Source organism: Brevundimonas sp. Leaf363, from assembly GCF_001424025.1.
Classification (GTDB): Bacteria; Pseudomonadota; Alphaproteobacteria; order Caulobacterales; family Caulobacteraceae; genus Brevundimonas.
On record NZ_LMPZ01000002.1, the window covers coordinates 1,148,320 to 1,166,769 of the forward strand.

General features: G+C 69.9%; 18 protein-coding genes and 1 tRNA gene. 11 read left to right on the top strand and 8 right to left on the bottom strand.

All coding sequences use genetic code 11. The features are described 5' to 3' along the window. Positions 1-288 precede the first annotated feature (288 nt). Positions 289-1,467 (top strand): N-acetylmuramoyl-L-alanine amidase, encoded by a 1,179-nt coding sequence (locus ASG17_RS08730; protein WP_235560391.1) that lies wholly within the window; start codon positions 289-291, stop codon positions 1,465-1,467. 435 nt (positions 1,468-1,902) lie between these two features. Here the strand turns inward: ASG17_RS08730 and ASG17_RS08735 are convergent, their stop codons facing one another. Continuing rightward, entirely contained in the window at positions 1,903-2,574 is a 672-nt protein-coding gene (locus ASG17_RS08735; RefSeq protein ID WP_056101893.1) for a J domain-containing protein, read from the bottom strand. 44 nt (positions 2,575-2,618) lie between these two features. Between ASG17_RS08735 and ASG17_RS08740 the strand changes: the two genes are divergently transcribed. From ASG17_RS08740 to ASG17_RS08750, 3 genes are all read left to right on the top strand, one after another. Further along, the gene (locus ASG17_RS08740) at positions 2,619-2,918 is read left to right on the top strand and encodes a BolA family transcriptional regulator (RefSeq protein ID WP_056101896.1); all 300 of its coding nucleotides are present in this window, start codon (positions 2,619-2,621) and stop codon (positions 2,916-2,918) included. A gap of 89 nt (positions 2,919-3,007) precedes the next feature. Next, a complete protein-coding gene (locus ASG17_RS08745; RefSeq protein WP_056101899.1) occupies positions 3,008-4,822 on the top strand; it encodes an ATP-binding protein in 1,815 nt (604 codons plus the stop codon). 42 nt (positions 4,823-4,864) lie between these two features. Then, positions 4,865-6,559, top strand: a complete 1,695-nt coding sequence (locus ASG17_RS08750; RefSeq protein ID WP_056101904.1) for a cisplatin damage response ATP-dependent DNA ligase — start codon at positions 4,865-4,867, stop codon at positions 6,557-6,559. Here the strand turns inward: ASG17_RS08750 and ASG17_RS08755 are convergent. Then, positions 6,556-7,158 carry a hypothetical protein gene (locus tag ASG17_RS08755; protein ID WP_056101909.1) on the bottom strand — a complete coding sequence of 201 codons (603 nt, stop codon included), beginning with the start codon at positions 7,156-7,158 and terminating at the stop codon, positions 6,556-6,558. The genes ASG17_RS08750 and ASG17_RS08755 overlap by 4 nt on opposite strands. Before the next feature lie 88 nt (positions 7,159-7,246). Here ASG17_RS08755 and ASG17_RS08760 point away from each other — a divergent pair, with 88 nt between their 5' ends. From ASG17_RS08760 to ASG17_RS08770, 3 genes are read left to right on the top strand one after another with little or no spacing between them, the layout of a single operon-like run. Continuing rightward, positions 7,247-8,242: a mechanosensitive ion channel family protein gene (locus tag ASG17_RS08760; protein WP_056101911.1), complete on the top strand. Its 996-nt coding sequence runs from the start codon at positions 7,247-7,249 to the stop codon at positions 8,240-8,242. A gap of 5 nt (positions 8,243-8,247) precedes the next feature. Further along, on the top strand, positions 8,248-9,264 hold the full coding sequence (locus ASG17_RS08765) for a low specificity L-threonine aldolase (protein WP_056103329.1): 1,017 nt from the start codon (positions 8,248-8,250) through the stop codon (positions 9,262-9,264). Between the two features lie 44 nt (positions 9,265-9,308). Further along, entirely contained in the window at positions 9,309-11,150 is a 1,842-nt protein-coding gene (locus ASG17_RS08770) for an ABC transporter ATP-binding protein/permease (protein ID WP_056103332.1), read from the top strand. Here the strand turns inward: ASG17_RS08770 and ASG17_RS08775 are convergent. The 4 genes from ASG17_RS08775 to ASG17_RS08790 form a co-directional block, all read right to left on the bottom strand. After that, positions 11,147-11,614, bottom strand: coding sequence for a hypothetical protein (locus ASG17_RS08775; protein ID WP_056101914.1), 468 nt, complete (start codon positions 11,612-11,614; stop codon positions 11,147-11,149). The two genes, ASG17_RS08770 and ASG17_RS08775, sit on opposite strands and share 4 nt — an antisense overlap. After that, positions 11,611-12,213, bottom strand: coding sequence for a response regulator (locus ASG17_RS08780; RefSeq protein ID WP_056101917.1), 603 nt, complete (start codon positions 12,211-12,213; stop codon positions 11,611-11,613). Before ASG17_RS08780 ends, ASG17_RS08775 begins: the two co-directional genes overlap by 4 nt. 75 nt (positions 12,214-12,288) lie before the next feature. Beyond that, positions 12,289-13,245 (bottom strand): acetyl-CoA carboxylase carboxyltransferase subunit alpha, encoded by a 957-nt coding sequence (locus ASG17_RS08785; protein WP_056101920.1) that lies wholly within the window; start codon positions 13,243-13,245, stop codon positions 12,289-12,291. A gap of 84 nt (positions 13,246-13,329) precedes the next feature. Next, on the bottom strand, positions 13,330-14,226 hold the full coding sequence (locus tag ASG17_RS08790) for a tyrosine recombinase (RefSeq protein WP_056101923.1): 897 nt from the start codon (positions 14,224-14,226) through the stop codon (positions 13,330-13,332). A gap of 92 nt (positions 14,227-14,318) precedes the next feature. Here ASG17_RS08790 and ASG17_RS08795 point away from each other — a divergent pair, with 92 nt between their 5' ends. Both ASG17_RS08795 and aroB read left to right on the top strand, forming a co-directional pair. Next, positions 14,319-14,888 carry a shikimate kinase gene (locus tag ASG17_RS08795; protein WP_056101927.1) on the top strand — a complete coding sequence of 190 codons (570 nt, stop codon included), beginning with the start codon at positions 14,319-14,321 and terminating at the stop codon, positions 14,886-14,888. Then, positions 14,885-15,988 (top strand): 3-dehydroquinate synthase, encoded by a 1,104-nt coding sequence (gene aroB, locus ASG17_RS08800; protein ID WP_056101932.1) that lies wholly within the window; start codon positions 14,885-14,887, stop codon positions 15,986-15,988. Before ASG17_RS08795 ends, aroB begins: the two co-directional genes overlap by 4 nt. Here aroB and ASG17_RS08805 read toward each other — a convergent pair. Together ASG17_RS08805 and ASG17_RS08810 are read right to left on the bottom strand one after the other, a co-directional pair. Further along, a complete protein-coding gene (locus ASG17_RS08805; RefSeq protein ID WP_056101934.1) occupies positions 15,985-16,248 on the bottom strand; it encodes a DksA/TraR family C4-type zinc finger protein in 264 nt (87 codons plus the stop codon). The two genes, aroB and ASG17_RS08805, sit on opposite strands and share 4 nt — an antisense overlap. A gap of 109 nt (positions 16,249-16,357) precedes the next feature. Then, positions 16,358-16,434: transfer RNA gene (locus ASG17_RS08810), tRNA-Arg, on the bottom strand. A gap of 103 nt (positions 16,435-16,537) precedes the next feature. On the opposite strand from ASG17_RS08810, the gene ASG17_RS08815 reads away from it, so the two are divergent. Continuing rightward, on the top strand, positions 16,538-17,818 hold the full coding sequence (locus ASG17_RS08815; protein WP_056101936.1) for a hypothetical protein: 1,281 nt from the start codon (positions 16,538-16,540) through the stop codon (positions 17,816-17,818). Next, positions 17,815-18,411 carry a GNAT family N-acetyltransferase gene (locus ASG17_RS08820; protein WP_056101938.1) on the top strand — a complete coding sequence of 199 codons (597 nt, stop codon included), beginning with the start codon at positions 17,815-17,817 and terminating at the stop codon, positions 18,409-18,411. Before ASG17_RS08815 ends, ASG17_RS08820 begins: the two co-directional genes overlap by 4 nt. The last annotated feature ends 39 nt before the right edge of the window (positions 18,412-18,450 follow it).

Genomic DNA, 18,450 nt, shown 5'->3' on the forward strand with positions numbered 1-18,450 from the left:
TGAACCGCGACCGGGCCGGATGGCGGCGCCGCGATTCGGGTGAAGGAAAGTCGGCCGGGCCGGGCTGTCCTGGTGGGAGCATCGCCGCGAGGGGCGCGCCAGCTTTCCGCAGAGGGTCGGCGGCGCGATCGAACGCGGACAAACAACAATAGGCGTCGCCGCGCTGAAATAAAAGGGCGCCGGCCTTAACCCAATCCACAGCACCTTCGTGCAGGATGCCGGCAACGAGAAACGTGGGCCTCCGTAAGAATGTACGGTCGGTGGTGTGTGGGTATGGCGCGCTGGCGTATGCGCGATTGGTCGATGACGGCCGTGGCCTTCGTGGCCTTCTGTTTCGTGGCGCTGGCTGCGGGGCGCGGCTTTGCGTCCGGCGCCATGGGGGACGTGCGCGCCGTTCGATTCGGCGGTGACGCCGAACGCACGCGTGTCGTGATCGACCTGGACCGCAGCGCGCGCGGCGCCGTCATCGAGGACGGCGGTCAGGGGCGCGTGATCCTCAGCCTGTCCGGCGTGGCCCCGCCGCGCGCCCTGAACGGCGGGGGCCTGGGCCTGGTGCGCACCTATACGGTCACCGGGGGCGGCGGCGCGCGGATCGACCTGACCCTGGCCGGCGGCGCCGAGATCGAGCGCCGGTTCCTGCTGCCCCCCGGCGACGGCGTGGATCACTATCGCTATGTGCTGGACCTGAAACGCACCAGCGTCGCCCCGGCGGCCCGCCCTGCCACGATCCCGGTTCCGCAGACGCGTCGCCGCACCGAGCGGCCGCTGATTGTGATCGACGCCGGCCATGGCGGAAACGACCCGGGCGCCAGCGGAGCGCGTTCGCGCGAGAGCGTCCTGACCCTGGCCGCGGCCCAGGCGCTGAAGACCGAACTGGAGCGCACCGGCCGTTATCGCGTGCGCCTGACCCGCACGGACGACAGCTACGTCGCCCTGTATCGCCGCGTCGCCGTGGCCCGTCAGGCGGACGCCGACCTGTTCATTTCATTGCACGCCGACGCCGGCGCCGATCCGGCTACCCGCGGGGCGTCGGTCTACACCCTGTCGGATCAGGGCGCGGGCCGCGCCGTGCGCGAGTTCACGCGGGGCGACAACTGGCGCCAGGAGCTGAACCTGCCGGGCCGCGATCCGTCGGTGGACCGCATCCTTCTGGACATGACCCAGCGTGCGACCCAGAACCGCTCGGCCCAGTTCGCCCGGCTGCTGCTGGGCCGTCTGGAGGCCGCGAACCGGCCGCTGCTGCGACGCAGTCACCGGGACGCCGGCCTGGCCGTGTTGCTGGCACCGGACGTGCCGGCCGTGCTGTTGGAGATGGGCTTCATCACCAATCCCGAGGACGAGCGCGCGCTGAACGACGAACGCAGCCGCCGCGCCATGATGCGCGCCGTGGCCCAGGGCATCGAACGCTACTTCGCCGAGCAGACCGCCCAGCCGATGGTCACCGCCTCGACCGCCGAAGAGGGCTGAGACCTAGGCCAGGCTTGCCATCGCATCTCGGCGGGCCGAGGCTCTCGCTATGAGCCGGTCGCCAACGAAGGTCGAACGCATGGTTATTCGGTGGGCCGCGAAGGGTCGCGCCGCGCCGACGTCACGGCCGCCCCGGGCGCCTTACCTTTCAGCCTATGCCTGTTTCCACTGCGCGAAGTCATGGAAGCTGGCGCCGCGTGACGCCGGCGCGCGATGCCCGCAATGTTCGCGGGCGCTCGCGGAAATGGGCCGAAACTTCAAGGCCCCAAAGACATCAGACTGCGACGGCTGGGCGGCGGTTCGCCAACTTTGGGCCGCAGGATTCCGCTTCGCTGCGTATCGCGGCCATCCCGACGCGGAAAAGCTGCCGACCCGATCTCGAGATGTGCCGGATTTCGTTCGACGCAACCCGCAGCATCCGTTGCGGGTCGTCGTCTAGGCCAGGCTGGCTTTCTTCAGCGTCTTCCAGGCCTTGATGACGCGCTGCAGCTTCGCCTCGGCGCCGCGGTCGCCGCCGTTGGTGTCGGGGTGGAAGCGCTTCAGCAGCTCGTGATAGCGCGCCTTGATCGCCGCCTTGTCGGCGCCCGGCTCCAGGTCCAGGTCGGCCAGGGCGGTGCGTTCCAGCTTGCCGATGCGGCGATCCTCGGTCGGCGTGCGCGCCGCCTGGTCGCCCTTGCGCCCGAACAGACCGAAGCTGTCGCGCCAGCTGCCGGGGCCGGCGTTGTTGGCGGTGCCCATCTTGGCGGCGAAGGCGGCGGCCTCGCGCGAGCCCTTGCCGGCCTTCATTTCCCAGGTCGGGCGGCCGCCGGTCATGGCCTCGTTTTCCTTGGCGGCGCGGACCTCGCCCTCGCTCATGCCGGCGTAGAAGTTCCAGCCCTTGTTGTACTCGGCCGCGTGACCCTGGCAGAATTCGTAGAAGTCGTTCAGCCGCTCGCGCGATTTGGGCGCACGCGCCGTCGCGGGACGGCGGCAGTCGGGCCACTGGCATGGCTTCTCGCCGGGCTTGAGGCCCAGGACGTCGGCGGCTGCCGCCTCTTCTTCCTCGACCTTGGGTGGTTTGACCCGAATGTCGGTGAAGCGCGGTCGGTACTGGAAGGCGGAGGACATCACCCCCAGTGTAGGGGTGATTTGGTCACCATCAAGGACGCCCCATGCCCGAAGGCCCCATCGCGCACAGGATTCGCGAAAAACTCACCCAGGCGCTTGCCCCCAGCCTGATCGAACTGGAGGACGACAGCGGACGCCACGCCGGCCATCACCACGAAGGCGGCATGGACGCCAAGGAGGGGGGCGAAAGCCACTTCAACCTGCGGATCGTCTCGGCCGCCTTCGACGGCCAGTCGCGGGTGCAGCGGCAGCGGACGGTGAACACCCTACTGGCGGAAGAGCTGGCCGGTCCGATCCACGCCCTGTCGATCCGTGCACTGACGCCCGCCGAAGCCGCCCAATAGGCGAATGACCAGCGATATCCGCGCATTCACCTCGCCTTAGCAGGTGCGGGATACCGTGCAGTCTGACGTGGGTTGCGGAGGGGTTCGCGATGGTGGGTTCAGACGAGGTCGAGACCGGAGCGGGCGTCGCCCGTCCCGGTGAAGCGGCCCAGGCTCTGGCAGCCATCCTGCAGACCCAATACCTGCGGTACCTGATCATCTCCAGCTGGGCGCTGGGCCTGCTGGGCACCATCGGCTGGCGCACCGCCGCGGCGTGGTTCGTCGTCACGCTGGGCGCGGGCGCCCTGCGGGGCGCCTTCGAGCAGCGGCTGAGCGCCCGCGTCGGCGCCGGCTGGGGCATGGCCTTCCCCGCCGTGGCCGCCGCCACGACCGCCGCGTGGGCCGCCGCGCCGTTGCTGGCATGGTTCTCGGGCGCGCCGTTCGGGCATGAACTGGCGATCACCCTGGTGATGTCCGGCTATGTTCTGGTCTTCGCCCAGCTTCGAAGCTCGCCCCGACAGGCGCTGGTCGTGTCGTCGCCTTATGGCGCGGCGGCCGCCATCATCCTGGCCAGTCTGTGGGGCACGCCGATCTTCTGGTCGTTCGCGGCCCTGATCCCGTTCACGGCCGCCGGCCTGTTCGTCCTGGTCACCATGACCATGATGCGCGAAGCCCGCATCAACGCCTTCCAGGAACATCAGGCCCACCTGATCCAGGAGCTGGAGGCCGCGCGCGACAAGGCCGATAACGCCAGCGCCGCCAAGTCCAACTTCCTGGGCGTGATCTCGCACGAGCTGCGCACCCCGATGAACGGCGTGCTGGGCGCGGCCCAGTTGCTGGGGGCGACGCGGCTGGAGAGCACACAGCGGGAATATCTGTCGATCATCCGAAACTCGGGCGACAACCTGCTGAGCCTGCTGAACGACATTCTCGACATGACCAAGATCGAGGCGGGCAAGATGACGTTCGAGGTCATCGACGTCTCGACCGACGACCTGCACGGTCGCGTCACCGGGCCGTTCGCGGCCCAGGCCGAGGCCAAGGGCCTGACCTTCACCAGCCGCTTCGAAGGGGAGATCCCGGCGGTGGTGCGCGGCGATCCGCTGCGCGTCTGCCAGGTGCTGCACAATCTGCTGTCCAACGCGGTCAAGTTCACCGACAGCGGCGAGATCCTGTACGTCGTGCGCGGCGAGAAGATCGGCGAGCGCCGGGTGGCGTTCGAGTTCTCGGTCACCGATTCGGGCGCCGGAATTTCGCCGGCCGACCTCAGCCGCCTGTTCCAGCCCTTCACGCAGGTCGACGCCTCCTCGACGCGCCGTTTCGGCGGCACAGGCCTGGGCCTGACCATCGCGCGCCGCATGGCCAACATGATGGGCGGCGACATCACCGTGACCTCCAAACTCGGCGAGGGCTCGACCTTCGTCATGCGGGTCGAGGCCGATGTCGTGGAATGGGCCAAGGTCGAGGCGGCCAAGCCGATCGAGGCCGAGATCGAGGGCGGCGCCCAGCTGCGCGTGCTTGTGGTCGAGGACCACCCGGTCAACCGCATGATCCTGGAAGCGTGGATGAGCAGCGCCAGCCACGCGACCGTCTCGGCCGAGGACGGCCAGCAGGGCGTCGACGCGGCGCAGGCGCAGCCGTTCGACCTGATCATCATGGACGTGAACATGCCGGTGATGGACGGCCTGACCGCGACGCGGATGATCCGCGAACAGGCGGGCGTCAACCAGAACACCCCCATCGTGGTCCTGTCGGCCTCGGCGCGTTCGGAAGACCATGCGGCGGGCCTGGAAGCGGGCGCCGACGCCTATCTGAACAAGCCGATCGACTTCGCCGCCCTTGCCGGCCTGATGGGCCGGGTCGCGGGCGGCCGCGACGCCGTGCGGGCCGGCATGGCCGCCGCCGGCGAGGCGATGGCGGCGTAGGGAAACGGATACGACGGCGACGCTTCGCGTTCAGATCGACGCATGCGCGCCTTCGCCGACCTTCTCGACCGCCTGTCCCTGACCAATTCGCGCAATGCGAAGCTGGTCATCCTGCGGGACTATCTGCGCGCGACGCCGGACCCGGACCGCGGCTGGGCGCTGGCGGCCCTGACCGGCGGCCTGACGTTCGACGCCGCCAAGCCGGCGATGATCCGCAAGGCGGTGCAGTCGCGGGTCGATCCGGTGCTGTTCGGCTGGTCCCACGACTTCGTCGGCGACCTGGCCGAGACGGTCGCCCTGATCTGGCCGCGCGACCCGTCCTACCGCCCGAACCGCGAGCCGGAGCTGTCCGAAGTCATCGATGCGCTGAGCCAGGCCAAGCGCACCGAGGTTCAGGCCCTTCTGGAGGGGTGGCTGGACGCGCTGGAGCCCAAGGGGCGCTGGGCGCTGCTCAAGCTTCTGACAGGCGCGCTGCGGATCGGCCTTTCGGCGCAGCTGGCGCGGACGGCGGTGGCGATGCTGCGGCCTGAGGTCCTGACATCGCCGCCCGACCCGGACGGCGGCGAAGAGACCACGCGCGTCGAGCCCCTGTCCGTCGCCGACGTCGTCGAGGTCTGGAATGAGGTCAAGCCGCCGTATGCCGACCTGCTGGCCTGGGCGGAGGGCCACGGGCCGCGGCCGGACACCGAGGCGCCCGGCCGGTTCCGCCAGGTCATGCTGGCGGTCGCCATCGACGAGGCCGTGGACTTCGCCAGGATGGCGCCGGCCGACTATGCGGTCGAATGGAAATGGGACGGCATCCGCGTCCAGGCCGTGCGCGAGGCCGGCGTCTGCCGCCTGTACTCGCGGCACGGCGACGAGATCACCGGCGCCTTTCCCGACGTGATCCAGGCCCTGGCGTTCGAGGGGGCCATCGACGGCGAACTGGTCGTCATGCGCGACGGTCAGATCGCACCCTTCGGCGACCTGCAGCAGCGGCTGAACCGCAAGACCGTCGACGCCAAGCTGACGACCGCCTTCCCCTGCGCGATCGTCGCCTATGACCTGTTGGCCGAGGCGGGGGAGGACCTGCGGCCCCTTCCGCTGAGCGACCGCCGCGCCCGGCTGGAGCGAGTAGTGGCCGAGCACCAGGGCGAGCGGCTGAGTCTGTCGCCGGTGGTCGCGTTCGAGACGTGGGAGGGGCTGGCGATCCTGCGCGCCGATCCGCCGGTGGGCGCGGCGGCTGAGGGCTTGATGCTGAAACGGTGGGACAGCGCCTATGTCGCCGGCCGCCCCAAGGGGCCGTGGTTCAAGTGGAAGCGGGATCCCCACACCCTGGACTGCGTGCTGATGTACGCCCAGCGCGGGCACGGAAAGCGATCCAGCTTCTATTCCGACTTCACCTTCGGCGTCTGGACGGAGGAGGGGGCGCTGACGCCGGTCGGCAAGGCCTACTTCGGCTTCACCGACGAGGAGCTTAAGCAGCTGGACAAGTTCGTGCGCGACCACACCACCGAACGCTTTGGCCCCGTTCGCTCGGTCCGCGCCGAGCGCGATTTCGGCCTGGTTCTGGAGATCGCGTTCGAGGGCCTGCAGCGCTCGCCCCGGCACAAGTCGGGGGTCGCCATGCGCTTCCCGCGGGTCAGCCGCATCCGCTGGGACAAGCCGGCGCGCGAGGCCGACACCCACGACGCGGTCATGGACCTGCTGGACCAGATCGAACGCGGCGGCGGGCGCGTGGCCCAGGCAAAAAGCTAGGCGGCGCGCGCCTTCGGCTGCGCCGCGCGCTTGCGTCGCCAGTCGGCGTCCAACCGTTCCGTGACGCCGACCAGCTGCAGGAACGCGACCGCGGGCAGAGGCTCGCCGCCGGTCTCATTCGTCGCCGGGATCAGCAGAGGCGTCACCAGCCACAACTCGGGGAAGGGCTGAACATTGACGTTCGGGTCGGCCTTCAGATGCGGACAGTGCTGCAGCGACAGGTCCGAACACGCCTTGTGCAGCGGTGCGATCGAGCCGGCGTCAATCACGACGCGGGCGTCCTCGATCTCGCGCGGCAGGGCCATGCCGTTGGCGTCACGCCTCAGGCTGCCCGCCCATGTGCGCCGCGCGACCTGGGTCCAGCGGTCGCCCGTTTGCGTCGGCTCACCGCACATCGGGCACAGCATTCGCTGAACGGACAGCCGCTGTCGGAGCAGGTGGTTCTTGGAATACTCCGGTTTGCCGAAGCCGGCCGCCTCTTGCTGGCACAGGGCCAGGGCGCCGACGCTGGCGCAGGGCGCGACGCCGGTGATGGCTTCGGCGGTCCAGCTGGTCACCCAGGGCACGTCCACGCCGACGCTGAGATGCGACTTCTTCATTCCGGGGACCATAGCGGCGCCCTGAAAGGCGTCCACATGCAACTGCGGCGCTGGCCCGGCGCGGTCGGTATGCGCTAGGGGACGCCGGATGCGCACCGACCTGGCCTCCGCCGCCACCGCAAACAGCCTGCTGCCCCGGCCCGACATCCGACTGGACGAGGCGACCCTGCTGAAGCTGACCGAGGTGATCGGCGACTTCGCGGTCAACGTCGCGATCGCCCTGCTGATCCTGGGCGTCACCCTGTTCGTGGCGCGTTGGGCGGCCAAGGTGACGCGCGAGGGCCTGAGCAAGGTCCGCGGCTTCCGCCATGACCCGACGGTGCTCAGCTTCGCCGTGCAGGTCGTGCGGGTCGTCATCCTGCTGATCGGTCTGATCGCGGTGTTGCAGCGGCTGGGTGTCCAGACCGCCTCCATCATCGCCGTGCTGGGCGCCGCGTCCCTGGCGGTCGGTCTGGCGCTTCAGGGCACGCTGTCGAACGTGGCGGCGGGCGTGATGTTGCTGGTGCTGCGGCCTTACCGCGTCGGCGACCTGGTCAACATCGACGGCAACATCGGCAAGGTGCAGCGGCTGGATCTGTTTTTCACCCAGCTGGGCGACGCCAACAACGTCAAGATCATGTGCCCGAACAGCAAGGTGTTCGGCGACGTCATCCTGAACCTGTCGGGGCAGAGCACGCGCCGGATCCAGCTGGCCATCGGCGTCGGCTACGGCGCCAATCTCAGCCAGGCGCGCGATGTCATCGCGACGGCGGCCGCGGCGCAAGGCGCCATCCTGGCGGATCCGGCGCCGTGGGCGGGGGTCACCAATCTGCTGGACAGTTCGGTCGAGATCACCCTGACCTGCTGGGTCGCGTCGAGCGACTACTGGCAGGGCAAGGCCGATGTCCTTCAGGCCGTGAAGGAAGCGCTGGACGCGGCCGGGATCGAGATTCCGTTCCCGCATCAGGTCGCCGTGCCCTACGACCCGCGCGACCCCGTATTGCCCGCTGCGGTGGAGGGCGCCGCCGGGCTGGCGGCGGCGCGGCCTGTCCATGGCGACGGGGGCTTCGAAACCCATCCCGACCGCGCTGACGACGAGATTTGACGGCCATGCGCTACGACTTCGGCTCCGACAACACCGCCGGCATGGCCCCCGCCGCGATGCAGGCCCTGATCGCCGCCAACGAAGGTTACGCCAAGTCTTACGGCGCCGACGACGTCACGGCGCGCGCGGCCGAGCAGATCCGTCAGCGCCTGGATGCGGACGCGGAGATCCGCTTCGTCTTCTCGGGCACGGCGGCCAACGCCATCGCCCTGTCGATGCTGGCCTATCCGCACGAGGCCGTTCTGGCCCACCACGCGGCCCACGTCTGCACGGACGAGACGGGCGCGCCGGGGTTCTTCGGCCAGGGCGTCGGCCTGATCGGCCTGCCAGGCGAGAGCGGCAAGATCGATCCCAAGGCGATGGCGGCCATCCTCGACGAGACGGAGGTGGGTCACCGCCAGCCGCCCGCGGCCCTCAGCCTGACGCAGGCCACCGAATACGGCGGCGTCTATTCCGAGGAGGAGCTGCGCCACCTGATCGAGCCGGTGAAGGCGCTGGGCTACGGCGTCCACATGGACGGGGCGCGGCTTGCCAACGCGGCGGCGGGCGGGTTCGACCTGACCCAGATCGCGCGGCTGGGCGTGGACATTCTGGTCTTCGGCGGGGCCAAGGCAGGGGCCGGCGGCGTCGAGGCGCTGGTCATGTTCGACCACAGCCTGGCGCGGCGCATCGACAATCGCTTGAAGCAGGCGGGGCAGACGGCGTCCAAGAGTCGCCTGTTGGCCGCACCGATGCTGGGTCTGCTGGAGAGCGAGGCCTGGGAGACGGGCGCCGCCCACGCCAATCTGATGGCGCGGCGGCTGGCGGAGGGCGTTGCCCTGCGCTCGGCCTTCGTGCTGGCCCACCCGGTGGAAGCCAACACCGTATTCGTGCGCATGCCGGTGCGCGCACACAAGCGGGTCAACGACGCGGGTTGGGCCTGTTATCGCTTCGACGACGGCTCGGTTCGCTTCGTCTGCTCCTGGGCGACGACGATCGAGGCGGTGGACGAACTGATCGAGGCTGTGGTCGCGGCGGGATGATCTTTCCGCGTCGCCCCAAGCGCCCCATATGACGGCGGATGACGATGCGGGGTGAGCGCGGCCGGCGAGACGGCACTTCTGAACTGACGTCCGAGGCCGGCGCCTGGGATCAGCTGAAGGATCTGTTCGGCGTGGTGCGCCGGTCGGATGCGCCGCATCTGGGCCTGCGCCTGTCCCTCGCCATCGGCCTGACCCTGGCGGGCAAGGCGCTGGGCGTGCTGGCGCCGCTGGTGCTCGGCGCCGCCGTCAATCGGCTGGCGGCCGGGCAGGGGGCGGCGGTCGCCGTGGGCTGGAGCTTCGCCGCCTTCGCGGTCGGCTGGGCCCTGGTGCGCTTCATCTCCTCCGCGGCGCCCCAGGCGTCCGACGTGGTGTTCGCTCCGGTGCGCCAGGCGGCCCAGCAGCGAACGGCGGCCGACACCTTCGCCCACGCCCTGACCCTGTCGCTGGATTTCCATCAGACCAAACGCTCCGGCAGCCTGTCGCGAACGGTCGAGCGGGGCTCGCGAGCGGTCGATTTCCTGCTGCGGATCCTGGCGTTCAATCTTGTGCCGACGGGGCTGGAGCTGATCCTCGCGGCCGCCGTGCTGGGCGGCAAGTACGATTGGCGCTTCGCGGCCGTGGCCGTGGCGGTGGTCGCCATCTACGCTGCCTGCACCTTCGCCCTGTCGAACTGGCGGCTGGAGCATCGGCGCATCATGAACGCCGCCGACAGCGAGGCGGCCGGGCAGGCGGTCGACGCCCTGCTGAATTACGAGACCGTCAAGGCTTTCGGGGCCGAGACGCGCGCGGCCGAAGGGTATGATCGGGCGCTGGGCGTCTATGGCGCGGCGGCGCTGAAGGCCAACAGCTCGCTGGCGGCGCTGAACGTCATTCAGGGCCTGATCATGAACGTCGGCCTGGGCGTCATGGCGGTGATGGCGGGCATTGAGGCGGCGGCCGGCAGGATGGGGCCGGGCGACGTGACTGCGGCCGTTCTGATCATGATCTCCCTCTATGCGCCGCTGAACATCCTGGGCTTCGCCTATCGGGAAATCCGCCAGTCCTTCATCGACATGGAGCAGATGCTGAAGGTGACGCGCCAGCGGCCGGCCATCGCGGACCGGGCGGGCGCGGTCGCCTTGCCGCCGTCCGAAAGCGGCGGCGCCGAGGTGGTGTTCGAACACGTCGGGTTCCGCCATGACGCCCGCGCCAGCGGCCTGGACGACGTCAGCTTCGTTACCGCTCCCGGCACGACCACGGCCCTTGTCGGGGCCTCCGGGGCGGGCAAGTCCACCATCGTCAAGCTGGCCCTGCGCCTGCTGGACGCGCAGGAGGGCGTGGTGCGGATAGATGGGGTCGATGTGCGTGACGCGACCCAGGCGTCGCTGCGCCAGCGCGTCGCGCTGGTCCCTCAGGACGTGGCGCTGTTCAACGACACGCTGCGCGCCAACATCGGTTTCGCCAAGCCGGACAGTGGCGAGGCGGCCATCTGGGCGGCGGCGGAGGCGGCCGAGTTGGCGACCTTCATCCGCAGCCTGCCGGACGGCATGGAGACGGTGGTGGGCGAGCGCGGCCTGAAGCTGTCGGGCGGCGAGCGCCAGCGCGTCGGCATCGCCCGCGCCCTGCTGGCCGACCCCAGCCTGCTGATCCTCGACGAGGCCACCAGCGCGCTGGACAGCCGCACCGAGGCCGCCATCCAGAAGACCCTGCGCAAGGTCCGTGCGGGCCGCACCACCCTGGTCGTCGCCCACCGACTGTCGACCATATCGGACGCCCAGCAGATTCTGGTGCTGAAGGATGGCCGCGTCATCGAGCGCGGGCGGCACGACGAACTGATCGCGCGGGACGGCGAATATGCGTCCCTGTGGCGGCGTCAGACCCGGACCGGCGTGAGGGCCGCCGTCTAGGCCTCCGCAGCGCCCAGCTTGCGCTCGACGACCTGACGCAAGTGGTCGCGCAGGGCGGCGCGGCCGGTTTCGTCCTCGGCGGGCAGGTCCTTCAGCAGTCGCATGGCCTGGGCGTGGCTCTGGACGATGCGCCAGTCGAACGGCCCGTCGCGATGGGCGTCGATGAGATCGCACAGGCCCGCCGCCGCCTGGCAGAGATCGGTCATGGAGAAGGGGCCGGCGGCGTCGATCACGGCATTGCTGGCCACGTAGATCTTGCGCAGAACCCAGTCCTGATCGTCGGCCGAGGGGGCGGGCGTGGTAAGAAGCTGGGTCAGCGCGGCGTCCACGACGACCATCGCCTGATCTTTCAGGGTCGCCTGATTGGCTTCGGCGCGCGCGACCGCGACGCCGACGCTGACGCCGCCGGGCCGATCGATCAATGTCGAGAGGCGCGACTTGACCGGGATGCGCAGGACGGTCATCGGGCGTCACCACCGTCGGTCGGCCCGGTCGAGGCGGCCATGGCGCGCTGCTGGGCCTCGAAGGCTGTCTTGCGGATCAGGTCGGAGCGCCGCTCCTCGCCTTCCGGCGCCTTGCCGTCGCGAATGCGCCGGTCGGGGCCCATGTAGTCGCCCAACTCGAGGAACGGACGCTGGTCGCGCGCCACCCAGACGATCCGCTCGAGAAGGGCGGCGGCGCTGAACGGCTTGGTGATCAGGAAGTTGGCCCCGCAGTCGCGGGCGTCCGTGACGCGCGAGCGGCGCACGTGGGCGCCGGTCAGGATGACAGGCGCAAAGGCGTTCGGCTCCAGCCCCGAGCGTCTCAGCCAGCGCACGAACTCGTAGCCGTCCATGCCCGGCATCTCGGTGTCGACCAGGATCAGATCGACCTTGCTGTCCTCCAGGATCTCGATGGCCTTGGCGGCGCTGTGGCAGGTGTATTTGGTCTGGATGCCGAAGCCGAGCAGCGCCTGCGCCGTCAGGTCCAGCGAGAAGGGCGTGTCGTCGATCACCATGGTGACCGCCCCGTTCAGGTTGATCACGCCGGTGTCGCGCAGGGGCTCGCCGACGGTGCCTACCATTGGACGGGTGCTCTACGCGGTATCGATCGCCCCTGATTCATCGATCAAGGGTGCCGGGGCGTGGTGGATGTTGGGTTAACGCGGTTCAGTCGCGCCGATCGCGTAGAAGCGCGCGGCCCGCGCCCTGCGGATCTCGTCGGCCGACAGACCCTTCATCGCGTCCAGTTCCTCGACGAGCACATCGCCGAGCGAGGCGATGGCGGCGGCCGCGTCCGAATGGGCGCCGCCCACGGGTTCGGGCACGATCCGGTCCACGATCTTCAGGGCCACCAGATCGGGCGCGGTGATCTTCATGGCCATGGCGGCGTCCCTGGCCCGCGCCGCATCGCGCCAGAGGATCCCGGCCGCACCCTCGGGCGAGATCACCGAATAGATGGAGTGTTCGAAGATCAGCACCCGGCTGGCCGCTGCGATGGCGATGGCGCCGCCGGATCCGCCTTCGCCCGTCACCGTGGCGATGGAGGGGACGCCCAGCGTCAGGCCGCGCTCGGTCGAACGGGCGATGGCTTCGGCCTGCCCGCGCTCCTCGGCGCCGAGGCCCGGATAGGCGCCGGCGGTGTCCACGAAGCTGAGAACCGGCAAGCCGTATTGCTCGGCCAGGTCCATCAGGCGGACCGCCTTGCGATAGCCCTCGGGCCGCGCCATGCCGAAGTTGTGGGTCAGGCGGCTGGCGGTGTCGTGGCCCTTTTCCTGGCCCATGATGACGACCGGCCGGCCGCGGAAGCGCGCCAGTCCGCCCAGAATGGCCTGGTCGTCGCCGAATTGTCGGTCGCCCTTCAGCTCCGTAAAGTTCGTGAACAGGCCGGCGACGAAGTCGATGAAGTGGGGCCGCTGCGGATGGCGGGCGACCTGGGTCTTCATCCAGGGATCGAGCGCGCCGTAGGTCTTCTTGCGCAGCTGCGCTGCCTTCTTGCGCAGGCCGTCGATCTCGGCGTCGAACGAGCCGGCCGTCGCGGACAGCAGGTCGAGCTCCTCGATCTTGGCCTCAAGGTCGGCGATCGGCTTCTCGAAATCGAGGTAGTGCGTGGCCATCAAGGCGTCCAGCTGGGCGCCCAGGGCGGCGCTTTCGGAAGGCGGCGGAACCTAGAGACCTGAACGCGACGGGGCAAGCCGGGTTCACGCATCATCGGAACGCGCCAACGGATGCTTGTCGTTCACCAGCCGGCTGAGCCGGTCGGTGGCGACGTGGGTGTAGATCTGGGTCGTGCCGATATCGGCGTGGCCCAGCAGGGTCTGGACCACCCGAAGATCGGCGCCGCCCTCCAGCAGATGGGTGGCGAAGGCGTGACGCAGGACGTGCGGGCTGACCCGCGCAGGATCGACGCCCGACCGGATCGCGGCCTGATCCAGCAACTGGGCGAAGCGCCGCGTGGTCAGGGCGCCGCTGGTGGTGGGTGAGGGGAAGAGCCACGGATTGTCCGATCCCTTGGGCAGGGCCGCATCACGCGCCTTCAGCCAGGCCGCCGTGGCCGCCCGCGCCGCGTCGTTCAGCGGCGCCAACCGCTCCTTGCCGCCCTTGCCGCGCACGATCAGATAGGCCGGGTCGCGCCGCACCGCCTGGACCTTCAGCCCCAGCAGTTCCGACACGCGCAGGCCCGACGCATAGGCCAGCTCCATCAGCGCGAGCAGCCGCAGGCCCGCCGCGCCCTCCAGCGCGCCGGCCGCCTGGATCAGGCCGGTGACCTCCTCCAGCGACAGGACCTTTGGCAGCGGCCGCCCGCGCCTCGGCGCCTCGAGCCGGCGGGACGGGTCGTCAGCGCGCCAGCCCTCGCTCAGGACGAATCGGTAGAACTGCCGCGCCGCCGAGCGCCGCCGCGACGCCGTCGCCGCCGACAGGCCCCTTCGCGACAGGTCGGCGTACCAGTCTTCCAGTCCCTCCGCGGTGGCGGTCATCAGGCCGCCGGTCTCGCGGTCGGCCTCCTCCAGATCGCGGCGATAGGCGGACAGGGTGTGGGGCGACGCGTCCCGCTCCACCGCCATCATCTCCAGAAAGGCCTCGATCTGGGGCGTCATGAACGCTGGTCGCCCGGCCGCGCTGGTGTAGAGGATGGTCCGACCATGTCTGCTCGCCTGCGCATACCGACCCGTCCGACGGACCGACGCCCATGAGCGGGGACGTCGCGATTCTCGCCGGGCGCACCATAGCCCTGGTCGGACTGATGGGGGTGGGCAAATCGTCGATCGGCCGCCGTCTGGCCCAGCGGCTGGGCCTGCCCTTCGCGGATGGCGACACCGAGATCGAGACCGCCGCTGGAATGTCGGTCTCCGACATCTTCGCCCAGCTGGGCGAGGCCGAGTTCCGTATCGGCGAGGCGCGCATCATGAAGCGCCTGCTGGAGGGGCCGCCCATCGTTCTGGCCACCGGCGGCGGCGCCATGCTGAACGCCGAGACACGCGCCCTGATGAAGCAGCGGGCCGTCAGCGTGTGGATGCGCGCCGATCTGGCCGTGATCGCCGAGCGCGTGTCGCGCCGGGACACCCGACCCTTGCTGCGCGGCAAGGACCCGCTAGAGACGCTGAGGGCGCTGGCCGAGGCGCGCTATCCCATCTACGCCCAGGCCGACGTGACCGTGGACGTGGGGTCCGGATCGCATGCTGCGGCGGTCGATCTGATCGTCGAAAACCTGCAGCCGCTGCTCGGCGCCGAAGCACCGCCCGGAGAGAAACAGGCATGAAGACGCTGGAAGTCTCGGGCGCCGGCTTTCGCCCTTATCAGGTTGCGGTCGGGTCGGGCCTGCTGGCGACGGCCGCGCAGCGCATCGCGCCTTTCGCCAAGGGTCGCGTGGCGGTGATCAGCGACCAGACGGTGGCCGGCCTCTATGCTGACGCCCTGCTGGACGGACTGCGCGGCACGGGCGCCGAAACGACCCTGGTCGCCGTGCCGCCGGGCGAGTCGTCCAAGAGCTTTGGTCAGCTGGAACAGGTCATGGACGACCTGTTGGCCTTCGGACTGGATCGGCGCGACCTGGTGGTGGCGCTGGGCGGCGGTGTGGTGGGCGACCTGGCCGGTCTGGCGGCCGCCCTCTACATGCGCGGCATCGACTTCGTGCAAATCCCCACGACGTTGCTGGCGCAGGTCGATTCGTCCGTAGGCGGAAAGACGGCGATCGACACCCCGCGCGGCAAGAACATGGTCGGCGCATTCCACCAGCCGCGTCTGGTCCTGGCCGACATCGACGCCCTGTCGACCCTGCCGGCTAAACAGGTCCGGTCGGGTTGGGCCGAGGTGCTGAAGCATGGCCTGATCTGCGACGCCCCCTTCTTCGACTGGCTGGCGGGAGAGGGCGCCGGGGGGGCGCGGGGCGATCCGGCGTCGCTGGAGCACGCCGTGGTCCGCTCGGTCGAGATCAAGAGCGCCATCGTCGGCGAGGATGAGAAGGAGGCGGGCAAGCGCGCCCTGCTGAACCTGGGCCATACCTTTGGGCACGCCATCGAGGCCGAGCTGGGCTTCGAGGAGGCGGCGCTGGCGCATGGCGAGGCCGTCGCGCTGGGCTGCGCCCTGGCCTTCCGGTTTTCGGCCCGCGAAGGACTGTGCACGGACGATGACGCCCGGCGCGTCGAGGCGGTGCTGAAGGCCGCCGGCCTGCCGACCCGCCTAAGCGAAGCCGGCCAGTTCGACGCCGATCGCCTGCTGGCCCTCATGGCCGGCGACAAGAAGGCAGAGGGCGGCGCCCTGACCCTGGTCCTGGCCCGCGCGATCGGCGACGCCTTCGTGGCCAAGGGCGTGGCCGCCGAGCCCGTTCGGGCGTTTCTGAGGGACGAGGGCGCGACCTAGCGCAGCTGGCTGTCCTTGCTGCCGCGCCGATTGATGCCGGTCGCGACGACGCGGCCGTCCCGTTGGGACTGGCACTGAACGCATGTGGTGGCGCCCGGCATGGCCTTGCGCCGCGCCTCGGGGATGTCGGCGCCACATTCGACGCACTCTTCGGCGCCGTCGCCGACCGGCAGCCGCGATCGCGCGGCCAGCACGCCGTCCGTGACCGTATCTTCGATCTGATCCAGGACACCTCCGTCCTGCGTCCATCCGCCGGCCATCGTGGCCTCCCGTTCCGCGCTTCGTCAGCCCGACATATAGGAAGCCGGACGCGGCCCCGCAGGTTCCGACCGAAGGATCGGCGGTCCCATGGCGATGTCATGAGGGGGGTGGCGCACCCGAGAGGATTCGAACCTCTGACCCCTGCCTTCGGAGGGCAGTACTCTATCCAGCTGAGCTACGGGTGCCTGCGCGGCGGCCTTCCTAGGGGAAACCACCGGGGAAGGGAAGCGGCTTGCGCTTGGCGCGCCCGGCGACGCGGGATAAGCCGGGGGCAGACCCGGAGTTCCGATGCGCAGCCTGATCCTAGCCCTGATCGCCAGCCTGTTCGCCGCCGCCTGCGCGACGACGCCGGTTCCCGCCAGCCACAGCGGCCTGGATGGGGCGGCCGAGGATTACGTCAAGCTGATCCTGCGCATCGGCGAGCACGAGGCGGGCTATGTCGACGCCTATTACGGCCCGGCGGAGTGGGCCGAGGAGGCCAAGGCCGATCCCGGCACGGTGGCCACCACGAAGGCTCAGGCCGACGCCCTGCTGGCGCGGTTGAAGGCCCTGCCGGTCCCGTCCGACCCCATGCTGGCCCAGCGCCGCGCCTATCTGATCGCGCACGTCTCGGCGGCCGAGGCGCGGCTACGGATGCTGGCGGGCGAGCGGCTGTCGTTCGCGGACGAGGCCTACGCCATGTTCGGCGTGCGGCCCGAGCTGAAGCCGCTCAGCGACTATGATCCTGTCCTGGCGGAACTCGACGCCCTGGTCCCCGGGCCTGGCCCGCTGGTCGACCGCATCACCGCCTTCCGGGCCGCGTTCGCGATCCCCAAGGACCGGATCGAGACGGTCATGCACCGCGCCATCGCCGAGTGCCGCGCCCGTACCGCGCGCCACATCACCCTGCCGACGAACGAGAGCTTTACCCTGGCGCTTGTGGGCGACAAGCCGTGGTCGGGGTACAACTACTACGAAGGCGGGGCCGCCAGCCGGATCGAGATCAACACCGACTTCCCCATCTACACCGAGCGGGCGATCGACCTGGGGTGCCACGAAGGCTACCCCGGCCACCACGTCTATAACGCGCTGCTGGAACAGACTTTCGTGCGCGACCGCGGCTGGGTCGAGATGAGCGTCTATCCGCTGTTCAGCCCCATGAGCTTCATCGCCGAGGGCAGCGCCAACTACGGCATCGATCTGGCTTTCCCCGGGTACGAGGACACGGCGTTCGAGCGGGACGTGCTGATGCCGCTGGCGGGTCTGGCGCCCGCCGACGTGGAGAAGAAGAACCGCATCCTGGACCTGACGCGGCGGCTGGCGCGGGCGGAATACACCATCGCCGACGACTATCTGGCGGGCCGCATCAGCCGCGAGCAGGCGGCGGCGCTGATCTCCAGATACTCGGTCACGGCGCCGGACAAGGCGGCACAGCGGGTGCGCTTCATCGACACCTACCGCAGCTACATCATCAACTACGGCCTGGGCCGCGACACGGTGCAGGCCTGGGTCGAGGGGCAGGGGCCGGATCACTGGCGCGGCATGCAAACCCTGCTGTCCAGCCAGATTCTGCCGGTCGACATCCTGTGACGGAGGCCTGGCTGGCGACGCGTCCGCTCCAGGATCGCTTCGTTCGGCTGGAGCCGTTCACCGACGCACTGCGGGACGATGTCCGCGCCGCCCTCGATTGCGATCCCGAAGCCTGGTCGATCATGGTCGCCGCCGCCTGGGGGCCGCACTTCGACGGATGGTGGGACAGCGCGGTCGCGGCCATGTCGGCCGGGTCGCGCATCGCCTACGCCGTGCGCCGTTTGTCGGACGGCGTCGTGGTCGGCACGACCAGCCTCTATGAGATCACGCCCGCCTATCGTCGCTGCGAGATCGGTTCGACCTTCTATCGACCGGACGCGCGGGGCGGGCCCGTCAACCCGGCGTGCAAACGCCTGCTGCTGACCCACGCCTTCGACGCCGGCGCCGTGCGGGTCGAGATCATCACCGACGCCATCAACCCCCAGAGCATGGCGGCCATCGCCAAACTCGGAGCCAAACCCGAGGGCGTTCTGCGCAAGCACAAGATTACCTGGACCGGCCGCGCCCGCGACACCGCCGTCTTCGCCGTCATCGACGACGACTGGCCCGAGGGTCGCGCCGGGCTGGACGCGAGGCTGGCGGCGTTCGCCTGAATCGCTAAGGTGCCGACCAACGGCGCATAGACGCCGGCG